Source organism: Rhodanobacteraceae bacterium, from assembly GCA_024234055.1.
Lineage (GTDB): Bacteria > Pseudomonadota > Gammaproteobacteria > Xanthomonadales > SZUA-5 > JADKFD01.
The window spans coordinates 66,542-84,012 of the sequence record JACKOW010000004.1; the positions used below are offsets into that span (position 1 = coordinate 66,542).

13 protein-coding genes are annotated in these 17,471 nt (G+C 62.5%); 6 read left to right on the top strand and 7 right to left on the bottom strand.

Annotated features, from left to right (window positions below; translation table 11 throughout):
* Positions 1 to 6: 6 nt before the first annotated feature.
* The 3 genes from H7A19_09585 (at position 7) to lpdA (ending at position 5,722) form a co-directional block, all read left to right on the top strand.
* Entirely contained in the window at positions 7 to 2,865 is a 2,859-nt protein-coding gene (locus tag H7A19_09585) for a 2-oxoglutarate dehydrogenase E1 component (protein ID MCP5475073.1), read from the top strand.
* 40 nt (positions 2,866 to 2,905) lie between these two features.
* A complete protein-coding gene (odhB, locus tag H7A19_09590; protein MCP5475074.1) occupies positions 2,906 to 4,123 on the top strand; it encodes a 2-oxoglutarate dehydrogenase complex dihydrolipoyllysine-residue succinyltransferase in 1,218 nt (405 codons plus the stop codon).
* A gap of 171 nt (positions 4,124 to 4,294) precedes the next feature.
* Positions 4,295 to 5,722: a dihydrolipoyl dehydrogenase gene (gene lpdA, locus H7A19_09595; protein MCP5475075.1), complete on the top strand. Its 1,428-nt coding sequence runs from the start codon at positions 4,295 to 4,297 to the stop codon at positions 5,720 to 5,722.
* 42 nt (positions 5,723 to 5,764) lie between these two features.
* Here lpdA and H7A19_09600 read toward each other — a convergent pair whose 3' ends face one another.
* Positions 5,765 to 6,448 carry a hypothetical protein gene (locus tag H7A19_09600; GenBank protein ID MCP5475076.1) on the bottom strand — a complete coding sequence of 228 codons (684 nt, stop codon included), beginning with the start codon at positions 6,446 to 6,448 and terminating at the stop codon, positions 5,765 to 5,767.
* Positions 6,449 to 6,588: 140 nt separating this feature from the next.
* On the opposite strand from H7A19_09600, the gene H7A19_09605 reads away from it, so the two are divergent.
* The 3 genes from H7A19_09605 to H7A19_09615 all read left to right on the top strand — a co-directional run bounded on the left by H7A19_09605 (position 6,589) and on the right by H7A19_09615 (position 10,086).
* A complete protein-coding gene (locus H7A19_09605) occupies positions 6,589 to 7,365 on the top strand; it encodes an NAD kinase (GenBank protein MCP5475077.1) in 777 nt (258 codons plus the stop codon).
* A gap of 250 nt (positions 7,366 to 7,615) precedes the next feature.
* Positions 7,616 to 8,596 carry a 5'-nucleotidase gene (locus H7A19_09610; GenBank protein ID MCP5475078.1) on the top strand — a complete coding sequence of 327 codons (981 nt, stop codon included), beginning with the start codon at positions 7,616 to 7,618 and terminating at the stop codon, positions 8,594 to 8,596.
* An 83-nt stretch (positions 8,597 to 8,679) separates the two neighbouring features.
* A complete protein-coding gene (locus H7A19_09615; GenBank protein MCP5475079.1) occupies positions 8,680 to 10,086 on the top strand; it encodes a hypothetical protein in 1,407 nt (468 codons plus the stop codon).
* Positions 10,087 to 10,659: 573 nt separating this feature from the next.
* Here H7A19_09615 and H7A19_09620 read toward each other — a convergent pair.
* The 6 genes from H7A19_09620 to H7A19_09645 form a co-directional block, all read right to left on the bottom strand.
* The gene (locus H7A19_09620; protein ID MCP5475080.1) at positions 10,660 to 11,493 is read right to left on the bottom strand and encodes an inositol monophosphatase; all 834 of its coding nucleotides are present in this window, start codon (positions 11,491 to 11,493) and stop codon (positions 10,660 to 10,662) included.
* A 95-nt stretch (positions 11,494 to 11,588) separates the two neighbouring features.
* Positions 11,589 to 12,803, bottom strand: a complete 1,215-nt coding sequence (locus H7A19_09625) for a cysteine desulfurase (protein ID MCP5475081.1) — start codon at positions 12,801 to 12,803, stop codon at positions 11,589 to 11,591.
* Between the two features lie 338 nt (positions 12,804 to 13,141).
* The gene (gene sufD, locus H7A19_09630) at positions 13,142 to 14,452 is read right to left on the bottom strand and encodes a Fe-S cluster assembly protein SufD (GenBank protein MCP5475082.1); all 1,311 of its coding nucleotides are present in this window, start codon (positions 14,450 to 14,452) and stop codon (positions 13,142 to 13,144) included.
* A complete protein-coding gene (sufC, locus tag H7A19_09635; protein MCP5475083.1) occupies positions 14,449 to 15,210 on the bottom strand; it encodes a Fe-S cluster assembly ATPase SufC in 762 nt (253 codons plus the stop codon). The genes sufD and sufC overlap by 4 nt, the downstream gene beginning before the upstream one ends.
* Positions 15,211 to 15,350: 140 nt before the next feature.
* On the bottom strand, positions 15,351 to 16,781 hold the full coding sequence (gene sufB / locus H7A19_09640) for a Fe-S cluster assembly protein SufB (GenBank protein ID MCP5475084.1): 1,431 nt from the start codon (positions 16,779 to 16,781) through the stop codon (positions 15,351 to 15,353).
* Positions 16,782 to 17,009: 228 nt separating this feature from the next.
* Positions 17,010 to 17,465, bottom strand: coding sequence for an SUF system Fe-S cluster assembly regulator (locus H7A19_09645; protein ID MCP5475085.1), 456 nt, complete (start codon positions 17,463 to 17,465; stop codon positions 17,010 to 17,012).
* Between the last annotated feature and the right edge of the window lie 6 nt (positions 17,466 to 17,471).

The following is a 17,471-nucleotide window of genomic DNA, read 5'->3' on the forward strand; positions in this document are numbered from 1 at the left end:
AAAGCCGTGTCTGCCGACCTGAACCAGTCTTATCTGACCTCGCAGCTCTCCGGTTCCAATGCCGCTTTCGTTGAAGAGCTGTACGAAGCCTATCTCGCCGATCCGAATGCGGTGGATACGCGCTGGCGAGCCTATTTCGACTCGCTGCAAACTGCCGGACGGCGCGATGTGCCGCACAGCCCGGTATTGCAGCGCATAGGCGAACTCTCGCGCAGTCATGGCGGGTGGTCGGCCTCTATGGCCACCAGCACGGCGCATTCGGTTGATCAGCACAAGCAAGGCGCCATGTTGCGTCTGATCAATGCCTATCGCGTGCGCGGCCATCTGGCGGCCAAGCTCGATCCGCTGGGCATGGTGCCACCGGCCTCGGTGCCCGATCTATCGCTGGCTTTCCACGACGTCGGCGAAGCCGACCTCGATACCGAATTCGATGCCGGCTCGCTCATCGGCGCGCGCCGCCGCAAGCTGCGAGATGCCGTCGCCCAGTTGGAAGGCGCCTATTGCAGCTCAATCGGCGCCGAGTACATGCACATCAGCGATTATCCGCAGCGGCGCTGGATGCAGGAACGCTTCGAGGGTACGGCCGGCCAGTTCGGCTACACGTCGGAACAGAAGAAGCGCGTGCTGGATCGCCTCACGGCCGCTGAAGGCCTGGAACGCTATCTGCACACCAAGTACGTGGGCCAGAAACGCTTCTCACTGGAGGGCGGCGACAGCCTGATTCCCATGATCGACGAGATCATCCAGCGTGCTGGAGCCGGTGGATCCAAGGACGTGATCATTGGCATGGCCCATCGCGGCCGCATCAACGTGCTGATCAACACGCTGGGCAAGCCGCCGCGCACGCTGTTTGATGCCTTCGAAGGCAAGGCCGAGGAGAATCCGGACCCGGCGCACTCGGGCGACGTGAAGTATCACCTGGGCTTTTCCTCGGATGTCATGACCCCGGGCGGCACCGTACATCTGGCGCTGGGCTTCAACCCTTCGCATCTTGAGATCATCGATCCGGTGGTCGCCGGCTCTGTTCGTGCCCGCCAGACCCGTCGTCAGAACGAGGATCGCACCCAGGTGGTGCCGATCCTGGTTCATGGCGATGCCGCGTTCTCGGGCCAGGGCGTGGTCATGGAGCTGTTCCAGATGTCGCAGGCACGCGGCTACACCGTCGGCGGCACCATCCACATCGTGGTCAACAATCAGGTGGGTTTCACCACCAGCAATCCGCTGGATACCCGGTCCACTCACTACTGCACTGATGTCGCCAAGATCGTTTCGGCGCCGGTGCTGCACGTCAATGCCGACGATCCGGAGGCGGTGCTGTTCTGCGCTCAGGTGGCGCTGGACTACCGCCAGACCTTCAAGCGCGATGTCGTCATCGATCTGGTCTGTTATCGCCGTCATGGTCACAATGAGGCCGACGAACCGGCAGCAACCCAACCCCTGATGTATCAGAACATCCGCTCCCGGCCAACGACGCGCGAACTCTATGCTCGCCGGCTGGAAGCCGAGGGAGTGATCCAGCCAGGCGAAGCCAAGGCCATCAGCGACCGCTATCGCGATGCGCTTGAGCGCGGTGATGCGGTGGTAGCTGAACTGACCACGGTCGATCCCAGCCAGGCCGGCGTTGCGGTTGACTGGACGCCCTATCTGCACGGCAAGTTGAGTGATCGCGTGGCCACCGCAGTGCCGGCCGAACGCCTGCAGGCGCTGGCGCACTCCATCAACTCTCTCCCGGCTGACCTCAAACTGCATTCGCGGGTGGCCAAGGTCTATCAGGATCGGCTGAAGATGGCTACGGGCGAAGTCCGCATGGATTGGGGTTTCGCGGAGACCATGGCCTATGCGACGCTGATCGACGAGGGCTACAACCTGCGTCTGTCCGGTCAGGATTGCGGGCGCGGCACCTTTTTCCACCGCCACGCCGTACTTCACGACCAGAACACGGGTGCCACCCATACGCCGCTGCGCAAGCTCGTGGATGTACCCGAACGCGTCACCATCATCGATTCGCTGCTGTCCGAAGAAGCCGTGATGGGCTTCGAATACGGCTATGCCACTGCGGATCCGCGCACGCTGACGATCTGGGAAGGCCAGTTCGGCGACTTCTGCAACGGTGCCCAGGTGGTCATCGATCAGTTCATCAGTTCTGGCGAAGCCAAATGGGGACGTCTTTGTGGGCTGGTGCTGTTCCTGCCGCACGGCTACGAAGGTCAGGGCCCGGAGCACTCCTCGGCCCGTCTGGAGCGTTTCCTGCAACTGAGTGCGCTCGACAACATGCAGGTCTGCGTGCCGACCACACCGGCGCAGATGTTCCACATGCTGCGTCGGCAGATGCTGCGTGGCACCCGCAAGCCGCTGATCGTGATGACGCCCAAGAGCATGCTGCGCCATCGTCTGTCGACGTCGACCCTCGACGAACTGACCAACGGCGAGTTCCAGCGGGTCATCCCCGATTCGATGATGTCAGACCCAGGACAAGTTTCGCGTGTTGTGATCTGCAGCGGCAAGGTCTACTACGATCTGGTGGAAGAGCACGAAAAGAGCCATATCAAGGACGTTGCCATCGTTCGGATCGAGCAGCTCTATCCCTTCCCGCGCGAGGAACTGAAGGCGGAATTGGCGCGATTTGCAAATGCCCGCACCATCGTGTGGTGCCAGGAAGAACCGATGAACCAGGGTGCCTGGTACCAGATCCGGCACCAGCTCAAGGCCTCGATCTCGGCCGAACAGAAGTTGCATTACGCCGGCCGCGACCGCTCGCCGGCACCGGCAGCTGGCAACACCAACACTCACAACCGTGAACAGGCGGCGCTGGTCCATGAGGCGCTGTCCGTTGCCGACCCAGGCAATACGCCGAAGTCGGACTGAAAGCTCGACCACGAAAACCAACAAGCGCTAAGGATCATCCATGACCGTCGAAGTCAAAGTCCCCATCCTGCCGGAATCGGTTGCCGACGCGATCATCGCGACCTGGCACAAGAAACCCGGTGACTCGGTTACTCGTGAAGAGAACCTGGTGGATCTCGAAACCGACAAGGTGGTGCTCGAAGTACCCTCGCCGGTGGATGGCGTGCTGGTCTCGATCGTCAAGCAGACCGGTGACACCGTCACCAGCCAGGAACTGATCGCCACCATCAAGGAGGGCGCCGCCGCAGCGGCAGGGCCGGCCAAGCCGGCGGCTCCGGACGCCGCGAGTTCCGAGGCCCGAGTCCCGAGTCCCGCATCGAGTGATCAGGCCCCTTCGGTGCGCCGCATTGCCGCCGAAACCGGCATTGATCCGGCCACCGTCAGCGGCACAGGTCGTGGCGACCGCGTGACCAAGGAGGACATGCTCAAGGCTCAAAGCGCCCCGGCAGCAGCACCCACCGGCAAAGCCGTGGCCACCACTGCCGCCGCCGGCACCGCCATCAGCCTGTCCGGCGAAGGCCGTGCCGAGCAACGCGTACCGATGACCCGGCTGCGCCAGCGCATCGCCGAACGCATGATGCAGAGCAAGAATTCGATCGCCATGCTGACCTCGTTCAACGAGATCAACATGAAGCCGGTCATGGACATCCGCAAGAAGTACGCGGATACCTTCCAGCAGGTCCACGGCATCAAGCTCGGGTTCATGAGCTTCTTCGTCAAGGCCTGCACCGAGGCCCTGAAGCTGCACCCGATCATCAACGCCAGCGTTGATGGCAACGATGTGGTCTATCACGCCTATCAGGACATCGGTGTCGCCGTGGCGACGCCCAAGGGTCTGGTCGTGCCGGTGTTGCGCAATACCGACTCTCTCGGCCTGGCCGATATCGAGAAGGCCATCGGCAACTTCGCCAAGCAGGCCCGCGAAGGCGGCATGCAGCTGGAAGATCTGCAGGGCGGCACCTTCACGATCACCAATGGCGGCACCTTCGGTTCACTGTTCTCGACCCCCATCGTCAACCCGCCGCAGAGTGCGATCCTGGGCATGCACGCCATCAAGGAACGCGCCGTGGTCGAAGACGGCCAGGTTGTCGCCCGCCCGATGATGTACGTGGCCATCAGCTACGACCACCGCATCATCGACGGCAAGGACGCCGTGCTGTTCCTGGTCGCCGTCAAGAACTTCCTCGAAGATCCGGTGCGGTTGATGTTGCATCTGTGATCTGTGGATCACGGATGAGTAAAAAGTGAAACGTAAAACGTCAATGGGAGTCGGCAGTGCCGATTCCCTGTCGGGCACGCAGTCTGATTGACGTTTAACCTTTTACGTTTGACGTGCCCCATAGACACCTCGCGTCGTGCCCTCGCCGACCAGCCACAAGGTAAACCCACCATGTCCTCCCAATTCGACGTCCTCGTTATCGGTGCTGGCCCGGCTGGCTATGTCGCGGCGATACGCGCCGCTCAACTCGGCTTGAATGTCGCCTGCATTGATGAGTTTCTGGGCAAGGATGGCAAGCCGGCGTTGGGTGGCACCTGTCTCAATGTGGGCTGCATTCCGTCGAAGGCGCTGCTGGAGTCGACCAAGCAGTTTCATGCGCTGACGCATTCCTTCAAGGACCACGGCATCAGTGCCGGCGAGCCGCAGATGGATGTGCCGACGATGATCGGACGCAAGGACAAGATCGTCAGGCAGCTCACCGGCGGCATTGCCACCCTGTTCAAGGCCAACAAGGTCAAGAGCTTTGCAGGGCGCGGCAAACTGCTGTCGGGCAAGCGCGTCGAGATTCGATTTCACGATGGTGCGACCGAAGTCGTCAGCGCCAACCACGTCATTCTTGCCGCCGGCAGTGTGCCAATCCAGATTCCGGGCATCCCCTTTGATGGCACCCACATCGTCGACAATGTCGGAGCTCTGGATTTCACGGCAGTTCCCAAGCGCTTTGGCGTGATCGGGGCCGGCGTGATCGGTCTGGAGATGGGCAGCGTCTGGAAGCGACTCGGCAGCGAGGTCACCATTCTTGAGGCCCTGCCCGATTTTCTGGCGGCCTGCGACGCCGACATTTCCCGTGTTGCCGCACGCGAATACAAGAAGCAGGGTCTGGACATCAAACTCGGCTGCAAGGTCACGGCGGCCAAGGTCACCGGTGATGAAGTGCAGATCAGCTACACCGATGCTTCTGGCGCCGAACAGCAGCTCATCGTCGACAAGCTGTTGGTGTCGGTGGGTCGTCGCGCTTACACCCAGGGCCTGCTGGCTGATGACAGCGGCGTTGCCCTGAATGCGCGCGGCCAGATCCAAGTCGACGAGCATTGCCGCACCAGTCTGGACGGTGTCTGGGCTATCGGCGACTGCGTGCGCGGACCGATGCTCGCGCATAAGGGCTCTGAAGAAGGCATTGCCGTCGCTGAACTGATCGCCGGCAAGGCCGGTCATGTCAACCTGGATACCGTGCCGTGGGTGATCTACACCGAGCCGGAAATCGCCTGGGTGGGCAAGACTGAAAAGGAACTGAAGGACGCCGGCATTCCGGTCAAGACCGGCAGCTTCCCCTTTGCGGCCATCGGTCGAGCCATGGCCATGAACGAAGCCTACGGCCAGGTCAAGGTTATTGCCCATGCCGAAACCGATCGAGTGCTCGGCGTGCACATGGTCGGACCGATGGTCTCGGAACTGATCGCAGAATGCGTCGTGGCGATGGAATTCCAGGCTTCCAGTGAAGACCTGGCGCGCATCTGCCACGCCCATCCGACGCTCTCTGAAGCCGTGCACGAAGCGGCTCTGGGTGTGGACAAGCGCGCCATTCACCGCGCCAACTAGCGTGCTCCCCCGATACGCGAAAGCGCATTCGGGGGCGAAACGCTACTGCGGCCCGGACGCCTGAATTCCGCGACGCTTGCGCAGCGGGGTGAGTTTGATGGTGAGTTTGCCGGCCGGGGCGGGCTTGGGCGCCAATCCCAGCTGCGCCTTGAGCTTGCCCAACCAGCCCGGCGACTCGGTCTTGGGCGGATATTGGGCCAAGGTCTTCTGGTACCGTGTACGCTCATTCTTCCAGAAACCCTCGGCGGCGCTACAAACCACATCGGCCATGAAGTAGCCCCGTTCCTCGAAGGACATCTGCAGGGGATCGTCGCGGAATCGTTTCAGCTCAATGAGATCTGCCATCACCAGCTGCGGATCCCAAACCACGCCATCCAGTGCCTCTGCCACAGTCGCGGCGACGATGAAGGCCTCCATGCCGGCAGCACCCGGAACGCCAATGCGCGCCGCTCTGGAAAACTGCCCGTAGAGTTCGACCAGATCGGCGTCATCGTGTTCCTTGCCGGCGGCACAGATGTCGATCCGCATCGCATCCTCACCGCGCCACAGACCCGGGGCGGAAGAATCCTCGTCGGCAATGGGTGTTTCGGCCAACCAGGGCGAATCCTCCCCGGCGTCCGGGAGCACCAGCCTGGCAGGAAAACCCAGTGCCGCCCATCGGCGCTGCACGCGCGCGACCAGATCCTCGGGTACAGCGTTGAACAGGATGCCGATATCAAAGCTCATCAACGCTGCCGTCTGGTCAAGAATTTCGGCAAATCTACCAGACCTGGCCTGCGACTGATGGCCGTGCGTGGCCTCGGACCTCATTCCACGCTAGGCTTGGGTTCCCTGCGTCTGTGGACCGATCGCCTGTGACCGAATCGTTGCCCACCGCCAATCCGCGCGTTGCCTTTGTCGCCAGCCGTACCGAGCCGGCACAGGCCGCGCTGGCAACGCTGACCCGTCGCTATGCCCACGTGCCAGTTTCCGAGGCAGACATCATCGTCTCCCTGGGCGGTGATGGCTTCATGCTGCAGACTTTGCATCGTCATGCCGCCGAACGCCGTATCCCGGTGTTCGGCATGAAGCTCGGCAGTGTCGGCTTCCTGATGAATCTGTATCGCGAGGATGGGCTGATCGAGCGCCTGTGCGTGGCCCAGCAGGCCGTGCTGCACCCGCTGCGCATGCGTGTGCTCGGCGAATCCGGGGGCTTGCACACGGCGCTGGCCATCAACGAAGTCTCGCTGCTGCGACAGACCAAGCAGGCCGCCAAACTGCGCATTTCGGTCGATGGCATCGTTCGGGTGGAGGAACTGATCTGCGACGGAGCCATGCTGGCTACGGCCGCCGGCAGCACCGCCTACAACCTTTCGGCCTACGGCCCGATCCTGCCGCTGGGCTCCGACGTGCTCGCCCTGACGCCGATCAGTCCCTTCCGCCCGCGGCGCTGGCGCGGCGCCATCGTCAAACGCACGTCGGTGGTCAAATTCGAAGTGCTGGACCACTACAAGCGCCCCGTCAGCGCCACCGCCGACGCCACCGAAGTGCGGGATGTGGTCGAAGTCGAAGTGGCCGAAGCGCCCGATGAGGCCATGGTGGTGCTGTTCGACCCTGAGCACAGTCTGGAAGAGCGCATCCTGTCGGAGCAGTTTGCGATGTGAGAGGAGCGGGAAAAGGGAAAAGGGGAAAGGGAAAAGGGGAAAGGGAAAAGGGAAAAGGGAAAGCGAACAGCAGGGACCGAACCATGTAGTGATTCTCCGTGCGTAGGCCGAGGGTGTCGCGCAGCGACTTCCCGGCGCTCTTGATCATCGCAACGATCTGGCACCCGAAGGACGCGCGGCGCAGAATGGTCATGCAATCCGAATCAACATCCAACCCTTCCCTTCCAATCCTGCGTGACAAAGTCTGCTGATGTCCCACCCCGCCAAGCCATCGCTGCCCGCCCCAGACCCTGACTCTTCCCGGGTCCCGAGTCCCGAGTCCCGAGTCCCGGCTGCGGTACTGGACCGCCTCGTCGTGGCCATCTCCTCGCGGGCCTTGTTCGATCTCTCGACCGAGCACGAGCTCTTCGAACGCGACGGGCTGGATGCCTATCAGGCCTATCAGCTGGCTAACGAGGATGCGGTGCTGCGCCCGGGGATCGCCTTTCCGCTGGTGCAGAAGTTGTTGCGACTGAATCAGCTGCGCCCGGATACGCCGCAGGTGGAAGTGCTGCTGCTCAGCCGCAACAGTGGCAATTCTGGATTGCGGATCTTCAATTCGATCGAGCACTACGGGCTGGAAATCGTTCGGGCCGCATTCACCAATGGCGCACCGCCGCATCAGTACATCAAGCCTTTCGGCGCCAACCTGTTTCTGTCGGCGAACGCCGAGGACGTGCGCCAGGCGCTGGTGGCCGGGTATGCCGCAGCCAGCATCCTGCCCTCACAGGCCAGCGCCAATGCCCACCCGGAGTTGCGCATTGCCTTCGATGGCGATGCGGTGCTGTTTTCCGACGAGGCCGAGCAGGTCAGCCACAGCGAAGGCCTCGATCGCTTTCACGAATCGGAAAAGGCGCTGGCGCATCAGGCGCTGTCCGGCGGCCCCTTCCGCAGTGTGCTGTACGCGCTGCATCGCATCCAGGCGGCCTTCCCGGCTGAACGCTCGCCCATACGCACCGCTCTGGTCACGGCCCGATCGGCACCGGCTCACAAGCGAGTGATTCTGACGCTGCGCGAATGGGGTGTGCGCATCGACGAAGCGCTGTTCCTGGGCGGGCGCGACAAGGGTCCTTTCCTGGCCGCCTTCGGTGCCGACATATTTTTTGATGACCAGCGCAAGAATGCCGAGAACGCCAGCCGCTTTGTCCCCACCGGGCATGTGCCGCATGGCGTGGCCAACAAGGGTCAGTGACCCTCAGACTCGCTTGCTGCTTCGTTCAGGTGGCAGAGCGGAGCTGCAGATATGCTGGAAGAATGAATTACCGCATCGTTTCCATGCTGCTTCTGACCGCCATGCTTGGCGCCTGCGCCACAAGTGGGTCCATCGCCGTCAAGCCGGCCGACGCACCACCGGGCCTGGCACCTGCCCCGGAACAGCGCAGCGCCGATCTCAACGGCCCCTTCGAAACCGTACCGCGCATGCCCTCGCGGGAACTCGTGCCCGGCCTGGACCTTTCCGGGCCCGGTTATCGCATCAGTTCCGATGCAGCCATCGTCGACTACTACGGTCAGTTCGAGATGCGCAGCGATATGGGCACGTTGACGGCCGACGGCGCCCAGGAACTGCGTCTGCGCGTGCGCGAACTGCCCGCGGTACGCACGCTTGATCAGGTCACGACTACCGAGGTTTTCACTGACGCGGTGTCTCGCGGCGTGGAAAAACCCGCCGAAGCGGTCCAGCAGGTGGCTACCCAACCCAAGGACACACTGGCCGGATTGCCCCAAGGAATCGGCCGGTTTCTGGTCCGATCGGCCCTCAACATCAAGGATCTGGCCCTCGACATCAACGATGCCGCGGTCAACGCGCGCGAAAAAAGTGACGCCGAAGAAGAAGAGGAAGCTGCTGCGGCCCAGGAGCGCCGAAACGCCCGTGCCCAGAAAGTGGCGACTTCGGCCACGCTGAATTACATCGGCTACAACAAGGCGCGTCGCGAGATCGCACGGAATGTCGGTGCAGATCCCTACAGCACCAATCCCTTGCTGGACGAGCGCCTGGACCGTTTGGCCTGGGCCTCCTGGTCCGGTGCCAAGCTCAGCGGCCTGACCATCGGCCTGATTGGCGGTGTCGCCGGCCAGGCCCTCGGATATGCGCGAGATGCCTACAAGCTGGTTTGGGAACTGCCACCGGAAGACTTGAAGCGCCGCAATCTCAAGGTGCTGGCGGAGTTGGGCATCGCCGGAAAGTCGGCGCGCGATCTGGTCCGTCGCAGCAAGGCCTTCACCCTGACCCAGCAGACCGAATTCGTGGAATTGCTGCGATTGCCGCTGTTTGCGCCGGCACGCGGTGAGCTTTTCGATCTGGCACTGGCGGCAGAGCGGGAAATACATGCCCGCTTCCTGATCGATGCCATGCGCATGCTCAAGACCGTGGCCGAAGACGAGCACCGTACCCAGGCGCAGGCCACGGTCATCGGTGCTTCGCCCGCCCTGCGCTTGCGGGATGGCAGTTACGTCATGGCCGTGCCGGTGGACTACCTGTACTGGTCGCCGGAAATCGCACAATTCGTGTGGCGCGACGACTTGATCGGCAAGCGCAATCGTGTCCTGGTGACCGGCAGCGTATCGCCGCAGGCGCTGGATGCGTTCTCGCAGGCCGGCTGGATCGTCCGCGAACGCATCGATCCCTATCGCAAGGAAAAGGAAGCCGAAGCCGCGCAGACGGCACCATTACGTGGAATGTAGGCCAAATCATTGGTGCGTCATTGCGAGCCACCTGTTCCGGCCTGAAACTTCCCACGGGCCATGAACCCGCCGTCGTAGGTCATGTTGTCCGCGTCAGCGGACTACGTGACATCAAGTTGCGTCACGTAGCTCGCCACGCGAGCAACGTGACCTACAACAGCAAATCAACAAGGTACGATATGGGTTCATGGACGGCGTAGCGAAGCAATCCAGGGATGTGCGGCGCTACCCTGGATTGCTTCGTCGCTGCGCTCCTCGCAATGACGCACCAATAACCTACGATATGGGTTCATTGCTGCGTGGAGCGACCTCGCGTCGCGACCGGCCGACAGCACGTCCGCAGCAGCGGTCGCGCCGCAAGGGCGCTCCTACGAGCGAAGCTTGTAGTTCATGGTCACAGGTGGCCGCGATGACGCCAGGGTTTCCTGAGGAGCACGATCAGCCCAAAAGGGCCCAACCCCAAATCGGCTCTTCTTCGCGACCTTTCTGCCTTTCCTTCGCGTCCTTTGCGGCCCGCTGTATTCCCGGCGCAAAACGATCGTGCGGCCCAAAGCCGCCCGCAGCTGCCAGCGCTCAGTCCGCGCTCTGACCCGCCGGAATCTCGGACAGCGTCCGCTTGTGGCGGGCTGCGATCGGTTTGATGCGCGCAACCATAGCCGCTGCCACCTTGAGACTGCCGGCAATCAGATTGCCACTGTCGAACCAGTTCTCTTCGCCTTCGAAATCCAGCACCACACCACCGGCCTCACGCACCAGCAAGGCGCCAGCCGCCATGTCCCAGGGCATCAAACCGTACTCGAAGTAGCCGTCGAGCCGTCCGCAGGCCACATAGGCCAGATCGAGCGCGGCCGAACCGGTGCGGCGGAGGTCTTCGGCGTCTTCCAGCAAGGCCTTGACCATGCGCATCTGGGTGGCAAAGCGGGCACGTTGCCGAAAAGGGAAGCCGGTCGCAATCAGGGCACCGGGCATACCCTGGCGCGGACTGACGCGGATGCGCCGGTCGTTGAGATAGGCGCCGCTGCCCTTGCTGGCGTGGAAAATCTCGTCGCGGACCGGATCGTAGATCACACCATGCTGGATCACGCCGTCTTCCATCAGGGCAATGGAGACCGAGCAGTGCGGAAATCCGCGCATGAAGTTGCTGGTGCCATCGATGGGATCAATGACCCAGACGTAGCGCGAATTCCCCAGGCGACCCGACTCCTCTCCCCAGATCGCATGATCGGGATAGGACTTGCGGATTTCCTTGATGATCTCGATTTCGGCCAGCTTGTCGGCTTCGGTGACGAAGTCGTACTGGCTCTTCTCGGTCACGGCGATGGCATCGGCGCGATGGATGCTGCGCTGGATGACCGTGCCCGCCCGGCGCGCTGCCGCGATCGCGATGTTGACAGCAGGCTTGGCCATGAGCGCTATTCCGGGTTCGATCGACAGAGCCGCGTAGGTTAACAGACCCGACCGACCGCACCCAAGGAACTTGGGCCGATCCGGCAGGTCCCGATTCAGCCGAGCATGCCGCAAGCCTTGTCCAGCGCCACCAGAAAGCGGTCGACCTCGTCAGCGGTGTTATAGAAAGCCAGCGAAGCCCGCAAGGTGGCATTGACGCCAAAACGCTGCATCAGCGGATGCGCGCAATGCTGGCCCGAACGCACGGCCACACCCTCCAGATCCAGCAGCACTGCCAGATCCGTGGCGTGCGCGCCGTCGATCACAAAACTAGCCACCGCCACCCGATCCGGCGCGCTGCCGATGAAACGTAGCCCGGGGACCGCCGCAAGACCGTCGCGCAGACGCTCACCCAGCGCCTGTTCGTGTGCGGCCAGGGCTGCCAGATCCTGAGCCTGCAGATATTCGATGGCCGCAGCCAGGCCGACAAATCCGGCAATATTCGGCGTGCCCGCCTCGAAACGGCGCGGTGGTGGCGCGTAGACGGTGCCATCAAAACTGACCGACTCGATCATTTCCCCACCACCGATCCACGGCGGCATCGCTTCCAGCAGCTCCCGACGGGCCCACAGCGCGCCGGTACCGGTGGGCCCGAACAGCTTGTGGCCGGTGAAGACATAGAAATCGCAGCCCAGTTCGGACACGTTGACCTGCATGTGCGGCAGCGCCTGCGAACCATCCACCAGCAGCGCGATGCCACGGGTGCGGGTGTGCTCGGCGATGGCTGCAATCGGGTTGACCGTACCCAGCACATTCGACACATGCACCAACGCAACCAGCTGCGTGCGCTCGTTGAGCAAGCCGTAGAGGGCCTCCAGATCGAGCGAGCCATCGTCGTGGATGGGCGCCACCCGCAGCACGGCACCGCTGCGCTCGCACAGCAGCTGCCAGGGCACGATATTGGCGTGATGTTCCATCTGACTGACGACCACCTCGTCGCCGGCCTTCAGGCGCGGCGCCAGCCAGGAGTGCGCAACCAGATTGATCGCCATCGTGGTGCCACTGGTCAGCACCACATCCTGCGCGGAAGAAGCACCGATGAAGCCGGCGATACGCTCGCGCGACTGCTCGTACAACGTGGTTGCTTCCTCGCTCAGCGTATGCACGGCGCGCGCCACATTGGCATTGTGTTGCCTGTAGAAGCTGGCTACCGCCTCGATGACCACCGACGGCTTCTGTGCCGTGTTGGCGTTATCGAAATAGATCAACGGCTTGCCGTGGATTTCCCGGCGCAGGATGGGAAAGTCGTCACGCAGTGCTTCAATGGTCATCGGATTATCTGCTTCCAGCTTGAGTGGCAGTCGTGGCCGCGCCTTGGGCGCCGAGCACTTCTGAGAGCCCCAGTCGGCCCTGGCGGTGCGCTTGTTCGCGCGTCAAACCGGGGGCGGTCCTCGGGACTGCATTTTTTGTCCGCAAAGGACGCAAAGGACGCGAAGATTTCAGAGGTCGGCCGGCTGAGCGCGATCTATGGCGATATCGCCAGCTGACATCATTGATTCGCTCTACTTTGCGTCCTTTGCGTCCTTTGCGGAAAATGTTTTTGATTCAAGCACTTGCGGCATGCTTGGTGAGAGCAGCTTCAGCCGCGACTTGCACGCACCCTCATCGATCAATCCACCAGCCCCTGCGGCAAATGCACCGCCACGCGCTCGGCCAAGGCCGCGCGCAGCGTCTCATCAGCCACGGCGGACAGCACCTCTCCGCCAAAAGCCAGCGTCAGCATCTGGCGCGCCAGCGCCATCGGTATGCCGCGCGAACGCAGATAGAACAACGCGCGATCGTCGAGCTGGCCCACGGTGGCACCGTGCGAGCACACCACTTCGTCGGCCTCGATCACCAGTTCCGGCTTGGTGTCGATCTCGGCATGCGCGGACAACAGCAGATTCGCCGTCTTCAGATGCGCTTCAGTCTGGTCGGCGCCCGGCGCAACCGTGATCAGACCATCGAAGACCGAGCGCGAACGCGCATTGGCGATCGCCTTCCACACAGTCTCCGACCGCGCAGCGCCTGCCGCATGGGTCAGCGCCAGCTGGGTGTCATGGTGCTGTCGTCCCTGCAGCGCGACCAATCCGTGGACATGGACGGTGGCGCCGGCAGCCGCCAGCTGCAGCTTGAGATCATGTCGCGACCACAGGCCGCCCAGTTCCAGCACCACCAGCGATACCTGCGCTCCATCTGCACAGCGGATCTGGGTCTGCTGCACGGCTTGGGCCTTGGCACCCATGTCCTGAAGGCGAATCAGCGTCAGTTGAGCCCCCGCTTCCAACTCGATGTCGAACACCACATTGCTGAGCCCAACCGCCTCGTCGCCGCCAAACCAGTGTTCGACCAGGGTGATCGCCGCGTTCTTGTGCAGCTTGAGCCGGATGCGCGTTTGCGACAGTCCCAGCGCGTCGTGTTGCAGAGCCAGCCGCCAGATGCCAGCGACAGGTCCATCAACCTCGATCTGCAGACTTGCCGGCAAACCCGCTTCGTTGAGCAGGCGGAAGGCATCTGCCGCCGTGCTTCCTGGTAGGAGCGACCTCGTATCGCGACCGCCATCTTCGGACCGGGCGTCCGCGGTGACCGCAGCCGCGAGGTCGCGACGCAAGGTCGCTCCTACAGGGGCTGGCTTGCGACGCGAGCTCGCTCCCGCGGAAAGCGAAACGCCTTGTGGCACGTCAGAAATCAACACCCAGTCGCCCGCCGTCAGCGTTGCCAGGGTTCCGCCGAGGCCCGCCAGTTCGGGCGCAGCCATGGCTGCAGCATGGCCAGCGACCGGATTCAGCGTCTGCAGGGCGCGCAGCGAGCTGTAGCGCCAGGACTCCGTCTTGGGCGTGGGCAGACCTGCGGCCACGAATCGGCGTCGTGCTTCAACGGCAGCGGGCTCGGAAGACTCCGGCAGCGCCGCAAGCAGGCGTTCGGCCAGGGCGTCGCTCATGCAGCCGCTCCGAGCTCGCGCTCCTTGATCCAGTTGTAGCCATGCTCTTCCAGCTGCAGGGCCAGCGACTTGTCGCCGCTCTCGACGATCTGACCATCGGCCAGTACATGCACGAAATCCGGCACGATGTAATCGAGCAGGCGCTGGTAATGGGTGATCACGATGAAACCACGATCGGGCGAACGCAGACGATTGACGCCTTCGGCCACGGTTTTCAGAGCATCGATATCCAGGCCCGAATCGGTCTCGTCGAGGATGGCCAGACGCGGCTCCAGCATGGCCATCTGGAAGATCTCGTTGCGCTTCTTTTCGCCGCCGGAGAAGCCCTCGTTGACTGCCCGCGTCAGCAGTTCATCGGAGATCGACAGCACCTTGAGCTTCTCGCGCGTGAGCTTGAGGAACTGCATGGAATCCAGCTCCGGCTCGCCGCGATAGCGCCGCTGCGCGTTCAAGGCGGTGCGCAGGAAATAGGTGTTGTTGACGCCGGGAATCTCCACGGGGTACTGGAATGCCAGGAACACGCCCTTGGCGGCGCGTTCCTCGGCCGGCAAGCCCAGCAGATCCTCGCCCAGATAGCTGACGCTGCCCTCGGTCACCTCATAGCCTTCGCGGCCGGCCAGCACATTGCCCAGCGTCGATTTACCGGCGCCGTTCGGCCCCATGATGGCGTGCACTTCGCCCGGTTTGACGCTGAGCGAGAGTCCCTTGAGGATGGTCTTGCCCGCGACTTTGGCGTGCAGGTTGTTGATTTCGAGCATTGCTGTTGTACCCATCATTCTTGTGTCCTGGATGCAGCTGCATCCGCAATCGTCACGTAGCCCTGCGGCCAACGTGACCTACAAAACTCGCCACTCGGAAGGTCGTGCTGCTCGAAACGCGAGCTACGTGACACCAGGGTCTAGCCCACCGCCCCTTCCAGACTCACTTCCAGCAGCTTCTTGGCTTCCACCGCAAATTCCATCGGCAGTTCCTTGAACACCTGCTTGCAGAAGCCATCGACGATCAGCGACACCGCATCCTCCTGGCTGATGCCGCGCGACAGGCAGTAGAACAGCTGGTCGTCGGAGATCTTCGAAGTGGTGGCCTCGTGCTCGACGATGGCGCCCGGATGTTTGACCTCGATGTACGGAAAGGTGTGTGCGCCGCATTGCTTGCCGATCAGCAAACTGTCGCACTGGGTGAAATTGCGCGCGCCGTCGGCATTCTTCTCGACCTTGACCAGTCCGCGATAGGTGTTCTGACCGCGCCCGGCAGAGATGCCCTTGCTGATGATCTTGCTCTTGGTGCGGGCGCCGATGTGGATCATCTTGGTGCCGGTATCGGCCTGCTGGCGATGATTGGTCAGCGCCACTGAATAGAATTCGCCGACCGAATCGTCTCCACGCAGCACGCAACTCGGGTACTTCCAGGTGATGGCCGAACCGGTCTCGACCTGGGTCCAGCTGATCTTGCTGCGATCGCCACGGCAATCACCGCGCTTGGTCACGAAATTGTAAATGCCGCCCTTGCCGTTCTCGTCGCCCGGATACCAGTTCTGCACGGTCGAATACTTGATCTTGCCGTCGGCCAGCGCGACCAGTTCGACGACGGCCGCATGCAACTGGTTTTCATCGCGCATGGGCGCGGTGCAACCTTCCAGATAACTGACTTCGGCACCCTCCTCGACCACGATCAGGGTGCGCTCGAACTGCCCGGTATCACGGGCGTTGATGCGGAAATAGGTGCTGAGCTCCATCGGACAGCGCACGCCCTTGGGCACGAACACGAAGCTGCCATCGGAAAACACGGCCGAGTTCAGCGCCGCGAAGTAGTTGTCGGAAGTCGGCACCACCGTCCCCAGATACTGGCGAACCAGTTCGGGATGCTCACGCACGGCCTCGGAAAAGGAGCAGAAGATCACGCCTGCAGCATTCAGTTCCTTCTTGAAAGTGGTGCCTACCGAGACGGAATCAAACACCGCATCCACGGCCACACCGGCCAGCCGCGCGCGCTCGTGCAGCGGCACGCCCAGCTTGTCGAAGGTCTCAAGCAGCTTGGGATCGACCTCGTCCAGCGATTTGGGCTGATTCTTCTTCGGCGAGGCGAAATAGCTGACCGCCTGAAAATCGATGGGCTCGATCTTCAGTCGCGCCCAGGATGGCGGGGTCATCGTCAGCCAATGGCGGTAGGCAGCCAGACGCCACTCGGTCATCCACTCCGGCTCTTCCTTCTTGGCCGAGATCCTGCGCACCACGTCTTCATTGAGACCCGGCGCGAAGATGTCACTCTCGATATCGGTGATGAAGCCATGCTCGTAGGATTTACGCACCGCCTCATCGACGGCCGCCATCCCTGCGGAAACCGGCTTGTCCATCACTTCGGTACTGCTCATAACCCACTCCCTGATATCTCGTGCAACGCAGGCGCTTCAACGTTCTGACCGGCCGTGACTGCACTCGACGGCATGCACTCGACTTCGATGTTCTTCCGAATTTTCATGACAGCCTTGTTGGCGTCCTTTCTGCTGTTCCTTCGCGTCCTTCGCCTCCCGCTGTTTTTCCCCGTCCGCGCGGCGAAGTCATACGGTGACGCTCGTCAGCCGCTCGACGCTGACCTTGGGCTGCCATTGCCGACTGGGTGCTGCCATGTCGACCAGCGTGACCTCGCGGAGCGCACTTTCGACTGCAGCGCTGATCTTGCGCAGATTGCTCGATACGGTGCAAAAGTTCTCACGACCGCACATGCCGTGGTGAATACTGCACTCGGTCATCCCAAGCGGACCCTCGATGGCCGTAATGATGTCCGCAATGCTGATCTCATTCGCGGGCCGTGCCAGGCGGTAGCCGCCGGCGGCGCCTCGGGTGGATTGCACCAGCCCCACCTGGGCCAATTGTTTCAACAACTTGGAGACCGTCGGCGACTCCAGCCGGGTGCGCTCGGCCAAGGCCTGGGCACTGAGCAAGCGGCCTTCTTCATCGGCCAGACAGGCCATCAGCACGGTGGCGTAGTCGGCCAGTTTGGAGAGTCGGAACAAGGAGCT

Bases quoted from the DNA above. Each gene is read 5' to 3' on its own strand.
- odhB (MCP5475074.1), top strand. From the start codon at position 2,906: ATGACCGTCGAAGTCAAAGTCCCCATCCTGCCGGAATCGGTTGCCGAC.
- H7A19_09615 (MCP5475079.1), top strand. From the start codon at position 8,680: ATGCTGCTTCTGACCGCCATGCTTGGCGCCTGCGCCACAAGTGGGTCC.
- H7A19_09620 (MCP5475080.1), bottom strand. From the start codon at position 11,493: ATGGCCAAGCCTGCTGTCAACATCGCGATCGCGGCAGCGCGCCGGGCG.
- sufC (MCP5475083.1), bottom strand. From the start codon at position 15,210: ATGCTCGAAATCAACAACCTGCACGCCAAAGTCGCGGGCAAGACCATC.
- lpdA (MCP5475075.1), top strand. From the start codon at position 4,295: ATGTCCTCCCAATTCGACGTCCTCGTTATCGGTGCTGGCCCGGCTGGC.
- H7A19_09625 (MCP5475081.1), bottom strand. From the start codon at position 12,803: ATGACCATTGAAGCACTGCGTGACGACTTTCCCATCCTGCGCCGGGAA.
- sufD (MCP5475082.1), bottom strand. From the start codon at position 14,452: ATGAGCGACGCCCTGGCCGAACGCCTGCTTGCGGCGCTGCCGGAGTCT.
- H7A19_09600 (MCP5475076.1), bottom strand. From the start codon at position 6,448: ATGAGCTTTGATATCGGCATCCTGTTCAACGCTGTACCCGAGGATCTG.
- sufB (MCP5475084.1), bottom strand. From the start codon at position 16,781: ATGGCGGCCGTCGATGAGGCGGTGCGTAAATCCTACGAGCATGGCTTC.
- H7A19_09610 (MCP5475078.1), top strand. From the start codon at position 7,616: ATGTCCCACCCCGCCAAGCCATCGCTGCCCGCCCCAGACCCTGACTCT.